14 protein-coding genes are annotated in these 19,193 nt (G+C 68.2%); 9 read left to right on the top strand and 5 right to left on the bottom strand.

All coding sequences use genetic code 11. From position 1 onward, the window contains the following. The first annotated feature begins 93 nt into the window (after positions 1–93). Positions 94–1,434 carry a hypothetical protein gene (locus V3391_RS04425; protein ID WP_332077194.1) on the top strand — a complete coding sequence of 447 codons (1,341 nt, stop codon included), beginning with the start codon at positions 94–96 and terminating at the stop codon, positions 1,432–1,434. Positions 1,435–1,454: 20 nt separating this feature from the next. Here V3391_RS04425 and V3391_RS04430 read toward each other — a convergent pair whose 3' ends face one another. After that, positions 1,455–3,407, bottom strand: coding sequence for a GGDEF domain-containing protein (locus V3391_RS04430; protein WP_332077195.1), 1,953 nt, complete (start codon positions 3,405–3,407; stop codon positions 1,455–1,457). A gap of 142 nt (positions 3,408–3,549) precedes the next feature. On the opposite strand from V3391_RS04430, the gene prfB reads away from it, so the two are divergent. From prfB to V3391_RS04450, 4 genes are all read left to right on the top strand, one after another. Continuing rightward, a protein-coding gene (gene prfB / locus V3391_RS04435; RefSeq protein WP_332077196.1) for a peptide chain release factor 2 occupies positions 3,550–4,678 on the top strand; the annotation gives its coding sequence in 2 pieces (ribosomal slippage) (positions 3,550–3,624 and positions 3,626–4,678; 1,128 coding nt in all). Between the two features lie 93 nt (positions 4,679–4,771). Further along, positions 4,772–6,292 carry a lysine--tRNA ligase gene (gene lysS / locus V3391_RS04440; RefSeq protein WP_332077197.1) on the top strand — a complete coding sequence of 507 codons (1,521 nt, stop codon included), beginning with the start codon at positions 4,772–4,774 and terminating at the stop codon, positions 6,290–6,292. 163 nt (positions 6,293–6,455) lie between these two features. Beyond that, entirely contained in the window at positions 6,456–7,511 is a 1,056-nt protein-coding gene (locus V3391_RS04445) for a response regulator (protein ID WP_232135414.1), read from the top strand. Between the two features lie 10 nt (positions 7,512–7,521). Then, positions 7,522–9,672 (top strand): ATP-binding protein, encoded by a 2,151-nt coding sequence (locus V3391_RS04450; protein ID WP_332077198.1) that lies wholly within the window; start codon positions 7,522–7,524, stop codon positions 9,670–9,672. Between the two features lie 21 nt (positions 9,673–9,693). Here V3391_RS04450 and V3391_RS04455 read toward each other — a convergent pair whose 3' ends face one another. Next, positions 9,694–10,608, bottom strand: a complete 915-nt coding sequence (locus V3391_RS04455) for a crotonase/enoyl-CoA hydratase family protein (protein ID WP_332077199.1) — start codon at positions 10,606–10,608, stop codon at positions 9,694–9,696. A gap of 168 nt (positions 10,609–10,776) precedes the next feature. Further along, complete coding sequence (locus V3391_RS04460) at positions 10,777–12,456, bottom strand: long-chain fatty acid--CoA ligase (RefSeq protein ID WP_332077200.1); 1,680 nt, start codon at positions 12,454–12,456, stop codon at positions 10,777–10,779. A gap of 236 nt (positions 12,457–12,692) precedes the next feature. On the opposite strand from V3391_RS04460, the gene V3391_RS04465 reads away from it, so the two are divergent. Beyond that, entirely contained in the window at positions 12,693–13,094 is a 402-nt protein-coding gene (locus V3391_RS04465; RefSeq protein ID WP_332077201.1) for a nuclear transport factor 2 family protein, read from the top strand. A 30-nt stretch (positions 13,095–13,124) separates the two neighbouring features. Here the strand turns inward: V3391_RS04465 and V3391_RS04470 are convergent, their stop codons facing one another. Beyond that, a complete protein-coding gene (locus V3391_RS04470) occupies positions 13,125–15,206 on the bottom strand; it encodes a GGDEF/EAL domain-containing response regulator (protein ID WP_332077202.1) in 2,082 nt (693 codons plus the stop codon). Between the two features lie 23 nt (positions 15,207–15,229). Next, positions 15,230–16,273, bottom strand: a complete 1,044-nt coding sequence (epmB, locus tag V3391_RS04475) for an EF-P beta-lysylation protein EpmB (protein ID WP_332077203.1) — start codon at positions 16,271–16,273, stop codon at positions 15,230–15,232. A gap of 93 nt (positions 16,274–16,366) precedes the next feature. Here epmB and efp point away from each other — a divergent pair, with 93 nt between their 5' ends. The 3 genes from efp to V3391_RS04490 all read left to right on the top strand — a co-directional run bounded on the left by efp (position 16,367) and on the right by V3391_RS04490 (position 19,191). Continuing rightward, entirely contained in the window at positions 16,367–16,933 is a 567-nt protein-coding gene (efp, locus tag V3391_RS04480) for an elongation factor P (RefSeq protein WP_332077204.1), read from the top strand. A gap of 105 nt (positions 16,934–17,038) precedes the next feature. Continuing rightward, a complete protein-coding gene (locus tag V3391_RS04485) occupies positions 17,039–17,845 on the top strand; it encodes a PA3715 family protein (RefSeq protein WP_332077205.1) in 807 nt (268 codons plus the stop codon). A gap of 2 nt (positions 17,846–17,847) precedes the next feature. After that, the gene (locus V3391_RS04490) at positions 17,848–19,191 is read left to right on the top strand and encodes a TRZ/ATZ family hydrolase (RefSeq protein ID WP_332077206.1); all 1,344 of its coding nucleotides are present in this window, start codon (positions 17,848–17,850) and stop codon (positions 19,189–19,191) included. The last annotated feature ends 2 nt before the right edge of the window (positions 19,192–19,193 follow it).

Here is a 19,193-nt window from a genome sequence, read left to right on the forward strand (position 1 = left end):
GTGAATGCGGGTGCAGAATGGGCCGCCGCGTATGCGGCAAGCCCGCGGCCGTTGCCCCCGCAACGCCGCCCACTTCTGTACAGGGAGACGTTCTTGAAGACTGTCCACACGCTGGCCCTCGCCGTTGCGCTGGCCCTCGCATCGCCCCTCGTCGTGCATGCCGCGCCGGGTGATGCCGCCGAATCCGTGACCCTGGGCGCCGAGCGCCGGGGCGAGATCACCAGCCGGTCCAGCCTCAACCACCAGGACGGCTCGCGCAGCCAGCTCTACCGCGTCGACCTGCGCGAAGGCCAGGTGGCGTCGTTCAAGCTCGAAGGCGCATTGCGCGGCAAGCTCACCGCCTTCCACGGCGGCGAGCTGGTCGCGAGCTCGAACCCGAACAACGAGTCCGCGTCGCTGGTCGTGCGCGCCAAGCGCGCCGGCAGCTACACCATCGCCGTCAGCGGCGCCGACGCCAGTGCGTACGGCCCGTTCACGCTGCAGGCATCGGCGATCGAGGCCTACAACGGCGAGACGCTGCGCGTGGGCGCGGCGATCAGCGACTGGACCGATGCCAAGCGCCAGCTGCCGCTGCGGATCGACGAGGCCGGCTTCTACACGATCGACATGATGTCCGACGATTTCGATTCCGTGCTCAAGCTCGACGGCCCCGGCGTGGCGCTGAGCAACGACGACGGCGGCGACGGCAGCAACGCGCGCATCAGCGCACGCCTCGCGCCGGGCACCTACACGCTGACGGCCGAGGGCTACGGCAGCGATCGCATCAACGGCATGTACCAGATCCGCGTCGCTGCGCGTCCGCTGCCGGAAGGCGGTCTGCGCGAAGGCGGCGAACTGGCCGTCGGCAGCACCGTGACCGGCCTGTACGAAGGCAGCGCGCACGCATACACGTTCTCGTTGCCGGCGCGCCGCGTCGTACGCATCGACATGCGCAGCGACGAGATCGATCCGCTGATGCATCTGGCCGGCAACGGCGTGGAGAAGACCGACGACGACGGCGGCGACGGGCTCAACTCGCGCATCTCGATGTTGCTGGAGCCGGGCACGTACACGTTGCGCGCCGATGCGGCGTCGGCCGGTGCGGGCCTGTACACGCTGGCGTTCGCCGCCAGCGAAGCGCCTGACAACGTCGGCGGCGGCGCGCTGGCGGCGGGGCGCCCGACCGAGGCCACCCTGCTGCCCGGCATGACCGATCGCTGGACGATCAACATCCGCAGCGCCGGCGAGTACGCGATCGCGATGAACTCCGACGACGTCGACAGCTATCTGCGTCTGAGCCGCGACGGCCAGGAAGTGGCGACCGATGACGACGGCGGCGGTGCGCTCAATGCGCGCATCGCGCAGCGGCTCGAGTCGGGCACCTACGTCGTCGAAGCCTCGTCGATCGACGGCGACACCGGCGGCAACTACCGCATCTCGCTCGAGCGTCGCTGAGGGCACGCCACCGGCGCCGCTCAGCGCGGCGCCGGTGGTTCGCGACCGCCGTCCGCGGCCGTGCCGCGGGGCTGCCAGCCGGGCGCGGCGCTGCCGGGTTCGCTGCTGCGCCACTGGATCGGCATGCGGCTGCTGACCGCGGTGATGTCACCGGTGGCGATCGCGTCCTCCGGATCGCGCAGGACCGCTTTGACGTCCACCACGTCGCCATCGCACCACAGTCCCGTCCACGCGTCGCGTCCGCCGCGCTTGGATGCATAGAGCGCCCGATCGGCCAGATCCACCGCCTCGCGCCAACGTTCCTTTCTGGCAAGGCCGGCCGCGGCCGCCGTCGGCCAGCACGCGAATCCGATCGACACCGACAGCGCGGCCTGACCACCATCGAAGGCGAAGGGCGTGTTCGCGACGACTGCGCGCAGGCGCTCGGCGACATCGCTGGCGCCGCGCAGATCGAGGGCCGGGCAGGCGACGAGGAACTCCTCGCCGCCCCAGCGCGCGACCAGATCGCCGGGGCGACAGCAGGTGCCGAGCCGCGCCGCGATCTCGGTGAGGATCGCATCGCCGGTGCTGTGGCCGTGCTGGTCGTTGCTGTGTTTGAAATAGTCGACATCGAGCAGGAACACCACCTGCCGCGCAGCGCCGCCGGCAGCGCTCGACATGTTGCGCAGCGCATGCGTGGCGGCGCCGCGGTTGAGCAGCCGGGTGAGGCTGTCGACAGAACTCAGGCGATACAGGCGACGGTTCACCCGGCGCTGGTACCAGGCGAAGGCCAGCATCAGCACGACGAGGATCGCGAGCCCGGCGATCGCCGCACTGCGCAACCTGCGCGCGTGCTGCTGGGTGAGCGTGTCGACGCGGCGCTGCTCGTGCAGGCGCGCCAGTTCGCTCGCACTGTGACGGTCTTCGAGCCGCGCCTGCAGCCCGGCCAGCGTGCCGAGGTTCTGGCTGCGCAGCGCGCGCACCTCGACGTCGCGCAGCGTCTGCTGCACGTCGAGCGCGGCCTCGTAGTGTCCGAGGGCCCGCAGCGCCGCCACTTCGGCGCGCATCGCGTCGCGGTATTCGATGCGGAACGCGCCGGCGCGGGCGATCCCGACGGCGTCGCGCGCGTGCGACAGGGCCTGCGCGGCCTCGCCGGCGTCGAGCGCCAGACGCGACATGCGCATCAGGGTGACCGCCGCGCCGGACGGATCGTCGCTGCGCTGTGCATCGGCGATGCGCATCAGCGCCGGCAGCGCTTCCAGGCCGGTGGCGTCGAGCGCGGCGAGTTCGGCGCGCGAACGCTGCTCGACCACACCCAGGGCGATGGCTTCGGCCTGCGGCAGCGCGACGGCGAACGCCGCGCGCGCATCCGCCTTGCGCCCGGCGCGCAGATGGTTGAGGCCCTGGTTGTAGCTCAGGATCGGCTCCGACAGGCCGCCCTTGTCGGCGATCGCCTGCGCCCGGGTGAAGATCCGGACCGCGTCGTCGAACGCTTCCAGCTCTTCGCTGTGGATGTTGCCCACGTTGTTGAGCATCTTGATCTGGGCGATGTCGGAATCGCCGGCTTCGGCGGCTTCGAACGCGCGCGTGTACAGCGCGAGTGCGCGCGGGACGTCGCCGGCCAGATGCAATGCCGCGCCGGCATTGGACAGCGCACGCAGCGCGAACTCGGGTGACTGCGGCGACGCGGCGAGCAGGCTTTCGACGCGGTCCACCGCATCGATCGCGGTCAGCGCATCGCCGGTCAGCGCGGAAGCGCGCGCCAGGCAGGTCTGCAGCTTGATCTCGTCGGTCGCCGGCAGGTCCGTGCCCGACAGCGCGGCGTGGGCGATCGCGATGGCTTCGGCCGGGCGGCTCTCGCGCAGATCGAAACAGCGCTCGATCTGCGCCGTCAGCGGTTGGCCAGGCGCCGCATCGGGCGCCGCCGCCACTGCAGGCGTGCACCCGAACACCGTCATCGCGGCGGCCAGCAGCCAGCCGCGCGCGTCGCGCATCGTCATTCCGGTCGATCCCCTTGCCAGTGCCCCCAATGGCAGGCGGAATTCTAGCGGGAAAGCGGGCGCCCCGCTTGCCGTCTGCGGGGACGCGGCGGGGCGGACTTGCTAGAATCGCGGGTTTCCCCGGACGTCATCGGCCATGCTTGAACTCAATCCCGTTCGCCAGCGCATCGTCGACCTTCGCGGTCGGCTGGATGCGCTCAGGGGGTTTCTTTGACTACGACGCCCGTCGCGAGCGTCTAGAGGAAGTCGAGCGCGAGCTCGAAGATCCGACCATCTGGAACGATCCCGAGCGCGCACAGGCGCTGGGACGCGAGCGCTCGACGCTCGACAAGACCGTCAACGGCATCCGCAATCTGACCGAAGGTCTGGAAGGCGCGAGCGAGCTGCTGGAACTGGCCGAATCCGAACAGGACGAGGACACCGCGCAGGCGGTCGTCGACGACGTCGAGGGGTTCGCCGCCGAGGTCGACAAGCTGGAATTCCAGCGCATGTTCTCCGGCGAGCTCGATTCGGCGAACTGCTTCGTCGACATCCAGGCCGGCGCCGGCGGCACCGAGGCCCAGGACTGGGCCGAGATGATGCTGCGCATGTATCTGCGCTGGGCCGAGGCCCGTGGCTGGAAGACCGAGCTGATGGAAGTCTCCGGCGGCGAAGTCGCGGGCATCAAGTCGGCGACCGTGCGCGTCGAGGGCGAGTTCGCCTACGGCTGGCTGAAGACCGAGATTGGCGTGCACCGCCTGGTGCGCAAGTCGCCGTTCGATTCCGACAACCGCCGGCATACGAGCTTCACCTCGGTGTTCGTGTCGCCGGAAGTCGACGACAACATCGAGATCGACATCAACCCGGCCGATCTGCGTACCGACGTGTACCGCTCGTCTGGCGCCGGTGGCCAGCACGTCAACAAGACCGAATCGGCGGTGCGCATCACGCACATCCCGACCAACACCGTCGTCGCCTGCCAGACCGGCCGCAGCCAGCACCAGAACCGCGACACCGCGATGAAGATGCTGGCCGCCAAGCTCTACGAGCTGGAAGTGCAGAAGCGCAACGTCGAGAAGGACGCGCTGGAAGCCACCAAGTCCGACATCGGCTGGGGCAGCCAGATCCGCAACTACGTGCTCGACCAGAGCCGCATCAAGGATCTGCGCACGGGCGTGGAGCGCAGCGACACGCAGAAGGTGCTCGACGGCGATCTCGATGAATTCGTCGAGGCCAGCCTCAAGTCGGGTCTGGCGGCGGGTTCTAAGCGCACCGACGCCGTCTGATCGATCCATCCGCCGACGCGTCGCGTCGGTACCGCGCGACCGGCCACTCCGGTCGCGCGTGATTTCCCCCTCGCATCCGAACGAAGCACACCCATGACCGACGCCCCCGCACCGCAGACGCCCGCCGACGAGAACGCCCTGATCGCCGAGCGTCGCGCCAAACTGGCCGCGCTGCGTGGGCAGGGCGTGGCGTTCCCGAACGACTTCCGTCGCCGCGACGAGGCCGGTGCGCTGCAGAGCTCGCACGGCGATGCCGAGTGCTGGACCGGCGAAGCGCTGGAGGCCGAGGGCGTGCAGGTCGCCGTCGCCGGCCGCCTGATGGCCAAGCGGATCATGGGCAAGGCCGCGTTCGCGACGGTCCAGGACGTCAGCGGCCGCATCCAGCTGTTCCTGCAGTCGGCGACGCTCGGCGAGCGCTACGACGCGTTCAAGGGCTGGGACGTCGGCGACATCGTCGCCGCCGAAGGCACGCTGATGCGCACGAAGACCGGCGAACTGTCGGTCAAGGCCGCGTCGCTGCGCCTGCTGACCAAGTCGCTGCGCCCGCTGCCGGACAAGTGGCATGGCCTGAGCGACGTGGAGCAGCGGTATCGCCAGCGCTACGTGGACCTGATCGTCTCGCCCGATGCGCGCGCGGTGTTCGTCAAGCGCTCGCGCATCATCGGTGCGATCCGCCAGTGGCTCGACACCCGCGACTTCCTCGAAGTCGAGACGCCGATGATGCATTACATCGCCGGCGGCGCTGCGGCCAAGCCGTTTACCACGCATCACAACGCGCTGGATCTCGACCTGTTCCTGCGCGTCGCGCCGGAGCTCTATCTCAAGCGTCTGGTCGTCGGCGGCTTCGAACGCGTCTACGAGATCAACCGCAATTTCCGCAACGAGGGCGTGTCGACCCGGCACAACCCCGAGTTCACGATGCTCGAACTCTACGAGGCCTACGTCGCATACGAAGAGGTCATGGACCTGACCGAGACCCTCATCCGCGACGTTGCGGTGCAGGCGGTCGGCACCACGGCGCTGGAGTGGGACGGCAACGCGATCGACGTCGGTCCGGCGTTCCGTCGCTGGAAGCTCGAAGAAGCCGTGCGCGAACTCAATCCGGAGATTTCCGTCGCCGACTGCCGCGACCGCGAGGCGCTGGCCGCGCATTGCGCGCGTCTGGGCGTGCACGTCAAGGCCGGCTACGGCTGGGGCAAGCTGCTGCTGGAGATCTTCGAGAAGACCGTCGAGACCGGCCTGATCCAGCCGACCTTCATCACCCATTACCCGGTCGAGGTCTCGCCGCTGGCGCGCGAGTCCGACAGCGAGGCGGGCATCACCGACCGCTTCGAGCTGTTCATCGGCGGCAAGGAGATCGCCAACGGCTTCTCCGAGCTCAACGATCCCGAAGACCAGGCCGCGCGTTTCCGCGCCCAGGTCGACGCCCGCGATGGCGGCGACGACGAGGCCATGCACTACGACGCCGACTACATCCGTGCGCTCGAGGTCGGCCTGCCGCCGACGGGCGGCCTGGGCATCGGCATCGACCGTCTGGTGATGCTGCTCACCGGCTCCTCGTCGATCCGCGACGTCCTGCTGTTCCCCTACATGCGCCCGCAGGCCGACGCCTGAGGTCAGTTGCTGCCGTCCGGCGGCAGCTGCTCCGGTCGTTCCACCATCGGGCGAGCCTCGCCAGACGTGTGGGGTTTCTACCCGACGCTGGCGCGGGACTTGCTTCTGAGGGAGATGGCCCGCGATGATGCGGGTCAGGGGAAGCCGCGAGGAGGCCAACAGCATGAACATCGTCATCGTCGATGATCAGACGTCCGCGCGGACGATGCTGCGCCACATCCTGGAAGACATCAGCCCGGAGCTCGAAGTCTTCGACTTCGGCGATCCCGAACACGCCCTGCGCTGGTGCGACGACCACCGTCCGGACCTGCTGCTGCTCGACTACCGCATGCCGGTCGTCGACGGTCTGGAGTTCGCGCGTCGTTTCCGCCGTCCGCTGATGCACCGCGACGTGCCGATCGTGCTGGTCACCGTGGTCGGCGACGAGCCGATCCGCCAGGCCGCACTGGAAGCCGGGGTCATCGATTTCCTGGTCAAGCCGGTGCGTCCGCGCGAACTGCGCGCACGCTGCCGCAATCTCCTGCAGCTGCGCCAGCAGTCCGAGTCGGTCAAGCAACGGGCGCTGTCGCTGGAGCAGCGTCTGCTCAAGAGCATGCACGAGGTCGAGGAGCGCGAGCGCGAGACCCTGACCCGGCTGGCGCGTGCGATCGCGTATCGCGATGCCAGCACCAGTGCCAATCTCGAACGCGTCGCCGCGGTGGCCGGCATGGTCGCCGAAGCGATGGGCCTGTTCGAAGACGAGGTGCGGATGATCGAACTCGCCGCGCCGCTGCACGACATCGGCAAGATCGCGATTCCCGACGCCATCCTGATGAAGCCCGGCCCGTTGACGGCCGAGGAAACGCTGGAGATGCGGCAGCATCCGCAGATCGGCTACGAACTGCTGAGCAACAGCCAGAACCGCTTCATCCAGCTCAGCGCCTTGATCGCGCTGCGCCACCAGGAACGTTTCGACGGCACCGGCTATCCCGACGGTCTGGCCGGCGAACAGATTCCGCTCGAGGCGCGCATCGTCGCGATCGCCGACGTGTTCGACGCGCTGATGTCCAAGCGTCCGTACAAGCGCGCCTGGTCGATCGAGGAAGCGCTGGCCTACATCGGCGAGAACAGCGGCCGTCACTTCGACCCGCGCTGCGTCGAGGCGATGCTGTCGAACGTGCCGCGCCTGCAGCACATCTGCGCCCAGTTCGGCGGACGGCCCGTCGGGCCGTTGCAGTAAGTTGTCCGCGATGAACGCCGCCTTCGGCTGGTTGCGCGCGCGTCTGTCCGACCGCCACGACAGCGAACACGGCCAAGCCACCGTGCGCCTGGTGATGCTGGTGGTCATCTACGCCTATCTGCAACTGTTCGTCGGCGGCAAGCCCGAAGTCGCGCGCGCGCTGTGGCTGTCGGAAGCCTATCTCGCGATCGAATATGCGGTCGCGCTCGGCATCTTCGTGTGGCTGCTGTGGCGTCCGGGCGTCTCGCATCCGCGCCGCGTCCTGGGCATGGTCGCCGACTACAGCCTGATGGGCGTGGGCCTGTTCCTGCTCGGCGATCTGCTGGCGTGGCTGTACGTGGTGATCATGTGGGTCACCGTCGGCAACGGCCTGCGCTTCGGTCCGCGTTATCTCTATGCCGCGATCGGCTTCGCCGTCGTCACCTTCGGCACCGCGATCGCGATCACGCCGTACTGGCAGCAGAACATGTCGCTGGCGCTCGGCCTGCTGGTCGGCCTGGTCGCGGTGCCGCTGTATCTGAGTTCGCTGCTGCGGGCGCTCACCGAGGCCACGCGCGCGGCCAAGGCCGCCAGCGAGGCCAAGAGCCGCTTCCTGGCCAATATGAGCCACGAGTTCCGCACGCCGCTCAACGGCATCATCGGCATGTCCGATCTGCTGGTGACCACACCGCTCACCGCCGAACAGCGCGACAGCGCGCACGTGATCCAGACCTCGGCCAAGGCGCTGCAGGTGCTGGTCGACGACGTGCTCGACATCTTCAAGATCGAGGCCGGCAAGTTCCGCAGCAGCCACGCCGACTTCTCGCTGCCCGAGCTGGTGCGCGGCATCCAGGTCATGCTGATGCCGAGCGCGCACGCCAAGGGCCTGCAGTTCGAGGCCAAGGTGGCCGACGGCGTGCCCACCCTGCTGCACGGCGACAGCAACCAGCTGCGCCAGGTGCTGGTGAACCTGCTGTCGAACGCGATCAAGTTCACCGAGCAGGGCAAGGTCACGCTGTCGATCGACACGGTTGCCGGCGAGCAGGCACCGGCGCGCGTGCAGCTGCGATTCTCCGTGCGCGACACCGGCATCGGCATGCCGCCCGAGGCGCTGACCGGCATCTTCGATGCGTTCGAACAGGTCGAAACCGGTCTGGGCCGTCGATTCGGCGGCACCGGCCTCGGCACGACGATCGCGAAGGGCCTGACCGAGCAGATGGGCGGGCAGATCCACGTGGAGAGCCGTCTCGGCGAAGGCTCGCATTTCTGGATCGAGATTCCGCTGGGCGTGGTCGAACGCGACGATGCGGCCCCGGCCTCGGTCAGCAACGTCATTCCGTTCGACGATCCGTTCGTGCGGCATCGCGCGCGCGTCGAGCCGATGCGCATTCTCGTCGCCGACGACCAGCCGGCCAACCGCATGGTGCTGCGTCGGCTGCTCGAGAAGGCCGGCCACCGCCCGCACATCGTCGACGATGGCGACGACGTGCTGATGGCGCTCGAAGCGCAGACCTTCGATGCGGTGATCACCGATCTGCACATGCCCGGCGCCGATGGCCTGGACATCATCCGGCAGACGCGTTTCATGGAGGCGGGCAGCGGACGCCGCACGCCCTTCATCGTGCTCACCGCCGATGCGACCGCCGAAGCGCGCGAGGCCTGCATGCGCGCCGGCGCGATGGCCTATCTGACCAAGCCGATCGTCATCGAGCGCATGCTCGAGAAACTCGCCGAGATCGCACTGGGCACCACGGCCGCGCCGGTGGTACCGGCAGCGCCGAAGGTCGTCGCACGCGAGGCCGACGGCAGCGTGATCTCGCAACACATCCTCGACGAGCTGCGCGAGATGGGGCTGGGCGAACAGTTCGTACAGCGGTTCCTCGGCGAGTGCTCCCGCGACGCGCGCAAGTGCCTCGTCGATTTCGAGGAAGCAGCGCGCGTCGGCAAATGGGATGCGGCGCGCGATGCGTGCCACGCACTGAAAGGCGCGGCCGGCAACATGGGCGCGGTGCGTCTGGCCGATTCCGCGTCGACCGGCATGGGAATGCGGTCCGAGCAGTTGCTCAAGGAATGGAGCGGCCTGCTGCAGACGCTGGGCCAGCAGCTCGACCAGGCGCTCGTCGCGTTGCGCGACCGCGGCGACCTGCCGCGGGCCGGCATGCCCGGGTCCGAGAAAGCCTGACCCGGGCCTCGCGTCAGACCATCAGCCGACGTCGGCGGTCTGGTCTTCGTTCACCGCGTCCGGCCGGCGCAGCTGCGCGCGCACCAAACGTTCCATCGTGCGCAACTGGCGATCGCCGAGCTGCAGCGCGGTGTCGACCCAGATCCGGGTGATGCGCATCAGTTCTCCGTGGGTCACCGGATGTGCACCTTCGCGTACGTCGTGCAGCGCCAGGCGCGCGGCGGCGATGCGGCGGTTCTGACGGATCACCTCGTGCACCGCGCGCGTGCCTTCGCCCTTGGGCACCAGCACGTCGACGATCCCCATCTTGTGGAGTTCGTCGCTGCTGTACATCACGCCGTTGAGCATCATCTCCTCGGCGACCTTCGGGCTGACCTTCTGCGCCAGCAGCGAGTAGGCGCCCATGCCCGGGAACAGGCCGAACAGCACTTCGGGGAAGCCCATCTGCACACCGCTCTCGGCGACGATGGTCTGGCAGGCGAGCGCGAGTTCGAAACCGCCGCCCAGTGCGTCGCCTTCGACCAGCGCCACCGTGTGCGCATTGCGATGCAGGCGTGTGTGCAGCAGGTGGATGTTGTCGACGCATTCGGTCGCGTAGCGGAGCAGGCCATCGCGGTTGCGATCGCGGATCAGCGATGCGAACAGCTTGAGATCGCCGCCGAGATTGAACACGTGGCTGTCGGCGCCGAGCACGATGTGCGAGACGTGCGCCGGTTCGGCCTGCGCGCGACTCGAGATGCGGTCGATCGTCTGCTGTGCGAACAGGCGCAGTTCGCGCAGCAGCGCGGGAGAGAAGCAGGCCCGATAGGTGGGATCGGAGAACGCCTGCTGCGCATGCATGAAGCACCAATGCGAATCATTGGACGCGTCATGTTCGATACGGATGGTGGACAGTGCGGCGGTTGCGTCACCGTGCAGCAGCTCGACGTTGTGCATTGAAAATCCCCTGAAGCGGACTTCCCGCCGGTCGGGCGCCCGGCAGGCGGTCCCGATAAAAGTTTTCGCCCGATGCGCGCTTCTATGCGCGCATCGGGCGAAAAGGGCAAGGATTTCAACGATCTAAATGCTGAATGCCAAATCCGTCACCCGGATTTGGGAACTGTGTCACGCTTTCGGAGCTTCGTCCCGCAGCTCGCGGCGCAGGATCTTGCCGACATTCGTCTTGGGCAGCTCGGTGCGGAACTCGACGATGCGCGGATGCTTGTAGCCGGTCAGGTGTTCGCGCGCGTGCGCCTTGACCTGCTCGGCAGTCAGCGACGGATCCTTGCGCACGACGACCACCTTCACCGCTTCGCCCGACTTGTCATCCGGCACGCCGATCGCCGCGACTTCGAGCACGCCCGGCATCATCGCGATGACGTCTTCGACTTCGTTCGGATACACGTTGAAGCCGGAGACCAGGATCATGTCCTTCTTGCGATCGACGATGTAGAAGAAACCCTTCTCGTCCATCTTCGCCATGTCGCCGGTGTGCAGCCAGCCGTCGGCGTCGATCGCCTCGGCGGTGTCCGTGGCGCGCTGCCAGTAACCCTTCATGACCTGCGGGCCGCGGATGCACAGCTCGCCGACTTCGCCGACCGGCAGCTGCGCACCGTTCTCGTCCTTGATGCAGGCTTCGGTCGACGGCACCGGCAGGCCGATCGCGCCGTTGTACTCGGCGAGGTCCATCGGATTGATGCAGGCGGCGGGCGAGGTCTCGGTCAGACCGTAGGCCTCGACGAGCGTCACGCCGGTGGTCTGCTTCCAGCGCTCGGCGACCGAGCGTTGCACCGCCATGCCGCCACCGAGGGTGAGCCGCAACGGGCTGAAATCGATGTCGGAAAAGCCCGGGGTATTGAGGAGGCCGTTGAACAGCGTGTTGACGCCGGTGATCGCGGTGAAAGGCTCGCGCTTGAGTTCCTTGACGAAGCCGGGCATGTCGCGCGGATTGGTGATCAGGATGTTCTTCGCGCCCAGGCGCATGAAGACCAGTCCGTTCGCCGTCAACGCGAAGATGTGATACAGCGGCAGCGCCGTGATGATCGTCTCCTGGCCTTCGCGCGCCAGTGGTCCGATCCAGGCCGAAGCCTGCTGCATGTTCGCGACGAGGTTGCGGTGCGTGAGCATCGCGCCCTTGGCCACGCCGGTGGTGCCGCCGGTGTACTGCAGGAACGCGATGTCGTCGTGGGTGATCGAGACCTGAGGCAGTTCGTGCTTCGCACCGGCCGCGATCGCATCGCGGAAGCGCACGGCGCCGCGGATCGCGTAATCGGGCACCATCTTTTTGACGTGCTTGAGCACGAAGTTGACGATCGCGCCCTTCGGGAAACCCAGCAGATCGCCCAGGCCCGTGGTGATGACCTGCTTGACCTGGGTATCGGCCAGCACGTCCTGCACGGTCTTGCCGAAGTTGTCCATCACCAGCACCGCGGCGGCGCCGGAGTCGACCAGTTGGTGGCGCAGCTCGCGCGGCGTGTACATCGGGTTGGTGTTCACCACCGTCAGACCCGCGCGCAGGATGCCGAACGTCGCGATCGGATACTGCAGGCAGTTGGGCATCATGATCGCGACGCGATCGCCCTTCTTGAGCTTGAGCTCACCGAGCAGATAGGCGGCGAAGTCGCGGCTGCGCGCATCGAGTTCGCCGTAGGTGATCGTCTGTCCCATGTTCGAGAACGCGGGCCGGTCGCGGAACTTCGCGATGGCTTCGTCCAGAACCGCCGGCACCGAGCGGTACTGCCCGGGATCGATTTCCGCAGGCACGCCTGCGGGATAGTTCGCCAGCCACGGACGTTGATCGGTCATGCAATCCTCTCCCTGATTGAAGGCCGTCACTCGAACTGGTGACCGTACCTGTGCAATTCGCTCGATTGGAGCATAGGCTCTAGGGGGAGGCAAGGCGCGACGCGGCGTAAATCGCGCAGGTTGCGTGCCGATCGAAGCGCATTCCTTGGACGAAGCACGGGGTTTGAAACATGCGGGATACGCGCGGCAGGGCAGGGTGGACGCATTGGGCATACGCACTGGCGTTGACGTGCGCATTGGCGCTCACCGCCTGCAGTCGTGAGGCGCCCGAAGACGCGATCCGTGCGCAGGTCGTGGCCTTGCAGACGGCGATCGAACACCGCAGCGCGTCGGATGTCGCGGACGTGCTCGACGAGGATTTCATCGGCCCGCAGAACATGGACCGGCGCGCCGCGCGGCAGATGGCGGCGGTGCTGATGCTGCGGCACCAGCGCATCGGCGTCCTGACCGGACCGGTGGACGTGACCTTGCAGGGCGAGGATCGCGCGACGGTGCGCACGCGCGCCGCGCTGACCGGTGGTGACGGCAGTGCGCTGCTGCCCGACAGTGCGCAGGCGTGGCGGATCGAAAGCGGCTGGCGGCTGCGCGATGGCGTCTGGCGGATCACCAGCCTGACGTGGACGCCGGCCCTGCAGTGAATTGCGGCGCCCGGCGGCGCCGCGTGCGCATCACTCGAAGTCGTACTGCATGCCCGGACTGGCGGCGGCCAGGAAGTTGCCCTGCACGTAGTCGATGTCGGCGCCGAACAGGATCGACATGCTGGCCGCGTCCTGCACGAACTCGGCGATCGTGCGGATGCCGACCTGGCGCGCACGCCGCGCGATCTCGCCGATCCGCGCCTGGTTCTCGCTGTTGTTCGGCAGATCGTCGGTGAAACTGCGGTCGAGCTTGAGCAGATGCGGCTGCAGATGGCTCAGCAGCTGGAACGAGTCGAGACCCACGCCGAACTGTTCGAGCGCGAAACGGCCGTCGAAGCGGGCGATGCGGGCGGCGAAGGCCTGGGTCGCCTTGAGATGCGTGAACACCTTGGCCTCGGGCAGTTGCAGCACGAGGTATTCGCCGGGCACCTGATGTTCCGCGAGTCGTTCGCCGACGAAGTCCGCGAACGCGTCGCCGTCGAGCGAGGCCTGGCTGACCTTGACCAGCAGCGTCGTCGGATGGCCGGCGCGCAGGCGCTGGCCGATCGCGGCGATCGCACGCTCGGCCACATGGCGGTCGATCTCACCGAGCATGCCGTTGTCTTCTGCGATCTGCAGGAAGGTGCCGGGCGCGATCAGTTCCCCGTCGCCGCCATCGAGGCGCAGCAGCACGTCGTAGACGGCCGCGTTGTCGCCCTGCAGGTTGATGACCGGCTGGTAATGCAGCACGAAGCCTTCATTGTCGAGCGCGCCGCGCAGGCGCGCCACCCAGGCCTGGATGCGCTCTTCCTCGACGCGATCGACCGCGCTCGGGTCGAACACTTCGCAGCGGTTGCCGCCGGTGCCGGACGCCGACTCCAGCGCCGCCGTCGCACGCGCGAGCACCTGGGCGACATTGGCGATCTTCTCGCCCACCTGCACGCCGCCGATGCTGACGGTGATGACGCTGGAGCGTTCACCGACCTCGAACACGTGATCGGCGAAGCCGGCGCGGATGCGTTCGGCGGTCGCCGAGGTGGCGTGGTAATCGTGGCCGCGCAGCAGGATCGCGAGCGTGTGGCCGGCATAGCGGGCCACCGTCGCGTCGTCCCCGACCAGCGTCTGCAGATGCTCGGCAACGGCGGCCAGCAGGTCGTCGGCGTGATCGAGACCGATGTCGGCCAGCAGTTGCTGGTGGTGATCGGGCTCGAGCATCAGGAAGCCGTACTGGCCGTCGGACTGCGCGGCGTCGTCGACCGCGTCTTCGATCGCGCGCAGGAAGGTCGGGCGGTTCAGCAGGCCGGTGACCTGGTCGCGGTGACGCAGTTCCTCGAGTTCGAGCACGAGATCGGCGTCGAGTTCCTCGCGGCGGCGGAACACCACCTGCAGGCAGGGTTCGCCTTCGTACTGCGCGGTGGCGAACTCCATCGATGCCGGGAACGCATTGCCGTCGACGTCGCGCGCTTCGATCTCGTGGCGCGGCGGTGGCGGTTCGCCCTTGCTCAGCGATTTCAGCAGCGCCTTGAACGCTTCCACATGCTGCGGCGCGACCATGTCCAGCAGCGAGATGCCCTCGATGTCGTCGAAGCTCTCGTAGCCGAACATCTCCAGATACGCCGCGTTGGCACGGATGTGCATGCCTTCGTGGATGTAGGCGATCGGATCACGCGAGGAATCGATCAGCGCATCGCAGCGGCGCTCGGTCTCGCGCACGCGCGCTTCCAGGCGGCGCAGGCCGCGACGTGCATCACGATCGGCCCAGGCTTCGCACACGCAGGCCAGCAGCTGCTGCGGCGCATGCCGCAGGGCGACGGCACGGGCGCCGGACTGGATCGCGTCGATGTAGTCCGCTTCGACCAGCGTGTCGACCAGGGCGATGACCGGCAGGTCGCGGCCGCTGTCGGCGATGCGCTGCAGGACCTGCGCGAACGGCAGCAGGGTCGCGTTGCGCGCGGCGATCACCACGTCGGGCGACTGGCTGCCGATGATGCGGCCCAGGTCGTCATCCGATTCGGGGCGCAGGGGACGCACCGCGATGCCGGCATTGCGCAGTCCGCTGGCGAGCGCCTCGGCATCCTCGACGCGGTCGTCGACGATCAGAAGGCGCAGCGCAGTGTCGGCTCGTGTCGACATTCGGGTCTCCAGGGCAGACCGCCTTATGCCACGGAGGGGGTGATCCGTCCATCGCCGTGACCGGTCATCGGACGCTTGGACGCGTCACCTGCGACCTCGCGCACGAGACGCGGGACCAGATAGCCGGACTGGCGGGCGACGAGCGCCGCATGCAGGGCGAGCGCGGTGGCGTCGTCGACCTCGAAATGCGCCGCACCCGCCACCCGATCGAGCTGGTGCAGGTAGTAGGGCAGCACGCCGGCGGCGAATCCGCGTTCGCCGAGCGCGGCGAGCGCGTCGACATCGTCGTTGACGCCGCGCAGCAGCACCGCCTGGTTCATCAGCACCGCGCCGGTATCGCGCAGGGCGCGCATCGCCGTGTCGACGTCGGCATCGAACTCGTTCGCGTGGTTGGCATGGACGACGAGCGCGACCGGCCACGGCAACGACGCCAGCCAGTCGCACAGCTCGGCGTCGACGCGTTCGGGCAGCACGATCGGCAACCGGGTGTGGATGCGCAGGCGGCGCACGTGCGGGATCGCGCGCAGCGCATCGGTGAGTTCGACGAGCTTGGCCGTGGCCAGCGACAGCGGATCGCCACCCGACAGCAGGACTTCCTCGATGCTCGGGTCGGCCCGGACCGCGGCGATCGCCTCGCGCCAGCCGTTCGCCGCCGCGGTTTCCTCCGCGTACGGAAAATGCCGGCGGAAGCAGTAGCGGCAATGCACCGCGCAGCTCCCGGTGGTGACCAGCAGGGCGCGGCCTTCGTACTTGTGGATCACCCCGTGGCCGGCCTTGGCGGCGCCGTCGCCGACCGCGTCCAGACCGAAGCCGGGGACCGGACGCAGCTCCGCGTCGAGCGGCAGCACCTGGCGCAGCAGCGGGTCGTGCGGATCGCCATGGCGCATGCGCGCGACGAAGCTGCGCGGCACCCGCAACGGGAACTGCGCGGCGGCCGCGTCGGACACGCCCAGCGCGACCTCGCCCAGGCCGAGCAGGGCGAGCAGTTCGCGGGGCTCGCGCACGGCCTCGCGCCAGGCCTGCTGCCAGCGCCGCGGCTGCATCGTGAGGGGGGCTGCGGGTATCATGTGCGATTGAATCCGTAGAGCCGTCCGCGCGAGTCGCGGCCCGGGAACCCAACATTGTAGCCGCCGGCGCACCCGGCCCAGCAGGAGCGAAAGATGGCCAGTTATGGCATGAACGACGTCAAGAACGGCCAGAAGATCCTGGTCAATGGTGAGCCTTGCGTCATCATCGACACCGAATACGTGAAGCCGGGCAAGGGCCAGGCGTTCACGCGCATGAAGTACCGCAACATCAAGTCCGGCCGCGTCGTCGAACTGACGATGAAGGCGACCGACTCGGTGGAAGTGGCCGACGTCATGGACACCGACATGCAGTACCTCTACAGCGACGGCGAGTACTGGCACTTCATGAACCCCGAGTCCTTCGAGCAGGTGCAGGCCGACAAGTCCGGCATGGGCGGCGCCGAAAAGTGGCTCAAGGGCGAGGAAGAATGCGTGGTGACGCTGTGGAACGGCACCCCGATCGCCGTGCAGCCGCCGAACTTCGTCGAACTGCAGATCACCGAGACCGATCCCGGCGTGCGCGGCGACACCTCGGGCGGCGGCGGCAAGCCGGCGACGCTGGAGACCGGCGCCGTGGTCCGCGTGCCGCTGTTCGTCGGCCAGGAGGAAGTCATCAAGGTCGACACCCGTTCGGGCGAGTACGTCAGCCGGGTGAAGTGATTGATCCGCAGCGACATTGCCAAGCGATGCGCGTCGCGGGCGCCTCGTCTCCGCGCAGGCGGGGATCCGGTGCCCGTGCGTATCGTTGAACGTGTTTCGAAGCGGATGCGCCGGCGCCTCGCGGCCGGCGCATTGCTGCTCGCGGCTGCAGGCGCGTCGGGTGTGGCGTCCGCCAAGGACACCTGTCCGCTGCAGACCCTCTATGCATTGACCCAGGCGTCGCTGCTGCCGGCGGGCGACGACGTACCGCTGGTGGCCGAGGCCTGCAAGGTCTGGCCTTACGACGAATCGCTCGCACTCGCGGCGGTGGCCTATCCCTTGCCCGTATCCGACGCCGACGGGCGCGTGCTGCGTCTGGTGATCGCGGTGCTCGGTGCGCAGGAGGCCGACATCCGCGCCGTGCACGAGACCGATCTCACCGAGGACGCGGCGTTCGCGTTGATCGAGGACGGACTGATGCTCGACACCGCGCGCTACGACCTGGCCAGGGGCGTGCGCGCGTTCGGCGTGAAGGTGCGCAGCTCCGCGCCGGGCCCGAGCTGTCCCGATGGCCGCGTCAACGACGCACTCACGCTGTACGTGCGCGACGGTGAGGCGCTTCGGCCGGTGTTCAATTCCTACACCGACTTCTGGGCGCGCGTGGAAGGCGAGCCCTGCAGCTGGGCCCAGGGCCAGCGCCTGGTGACCGAGGAAGCGGCGTTCACCATCGGCGTGGAGCGGAGCGCGCACCACGGGTTCGCGGATCTGCGCGTGACCGCCAATGTGGCGCGTATCGAGAGCGCCGCCACCACCGATGCGGAACAGACCGTGCGCCGTCGCGACAGCCGCGTCGTGCGTTACGACGGCACGCGCTACGACACCAGCGTGCTGCAGAACGGGTTCTTCTGGACCCAGGCCCCCGAGGACGAATGAGCATGCACGACGCGACCCCGCAATCCATCGACCTGCTGATCGAAGCCGCGCACGTGGTGCCGGTCGAACCGCACGCGGTGGTGCTCGACGACCACGCGGTCGCGGTGGATCGCGGCGTGATCGTCGCGGTGTTGCCGATCGCCGAAGCGCGGCAGCGTTTCGCACCGGCCGAGACGGTCTCGCGGCCGCATTCGGCGCTGCTGCCCGGTCTGGTCAACGCGCACACGCACAATCCGATGACGCTGCTGCGCGGCATCGCCGACGATCTGCCGCTCAAGGTCTGGCTGCAGGAGCACATCTGGCCGATCGAGGGCGCGGTGATCGGTCCGGAGTTCGTCGCCGACGGCTTGACCCTGGCGCTGGCCGAGATGATTCGCGGCGGCACCACCTGCGTCAACGAGAACTATTTCTTCCCCGACGTGCAGGCCGCGGTCTACAAGCGCCACGGGTTCCGTGCGCGTGTCGGCCTGCCGGTCATCGATTTCCCGACCGCGTGGGCCTCGAGCGACGACGAATACTTCGAGCGCGCTGGCGAGGTCCACGACCAGTGGCGCGACGATCCGCTGATCTCGATGGCGTTCGCGCCGCATGCGCCGTACACGGTCAACGACGCGAACTTCGAGCGTGTACGCATGCTCGCCGACCAGCTCGATCTGCCGGTGCATCTGCATCTGCACGAGACCGCGCAGGAAGTGCAGCAGTCGATCGACACGCACGGCCAGCGCCCGATCGCGCGCCTCGATCGCCTCGGTCTGGTCAACGACCGCCTGATCGCGGTGCACATGACCCAGCTGACCGACGCCGAGATCCACCTGTGCGCCGAGCGCGGCGTCAGCGTGGTGCACTGCCCGGAATCCAATCTCAAGCTGGCCTCGGGTTTCTGCCCGGCGTGTGCGCTGGAACGCGCGGGCGTGAATCTCGCGATCGGCACCGACGGCGTGGCCAGCAACAACGATCTCGACATGTTCGGCGAAACCCGCACCGCGGCGATCCTGGCCAAGGCGGTCGCCAACGACGCGGCGGGCTTCGATGCGTTCACCGCGCTGCGCGCGGCGACGCTCGGCGGCGCGAAGGCGGTCGGCTTCGGCGATCGCATCGGATCGATCGCGCCGGGCAAGCAGGCCGATCTGATCTGCGTCGATCTGTCGCCGATCGAGACCCAGCCGCTGCATCACGTGGTCTCGCAACTGGTCTATGCGACCGGTCGCCAGCAGGTCGGCGACGTGTGGATCGCCGGACAGCCCAAGCTGCAGGCGCGCACCCTGGTCGGGTTCGATCTCGACGCCATCACCGCGAACGCGCGTCAATGGCGCGGGCGCATCGCCACGCTGCGCAACGGCGCATGAGG

It is taken from the genome of Luteimonas flava, assembly GCF_036584485.1.
Lineage (GTDB): Bacteria > Pseudomonadota > Gammaproteobacteria > Xanthomonadales > Xanthomonadaceae > Luteimonas > Luteimonas flava.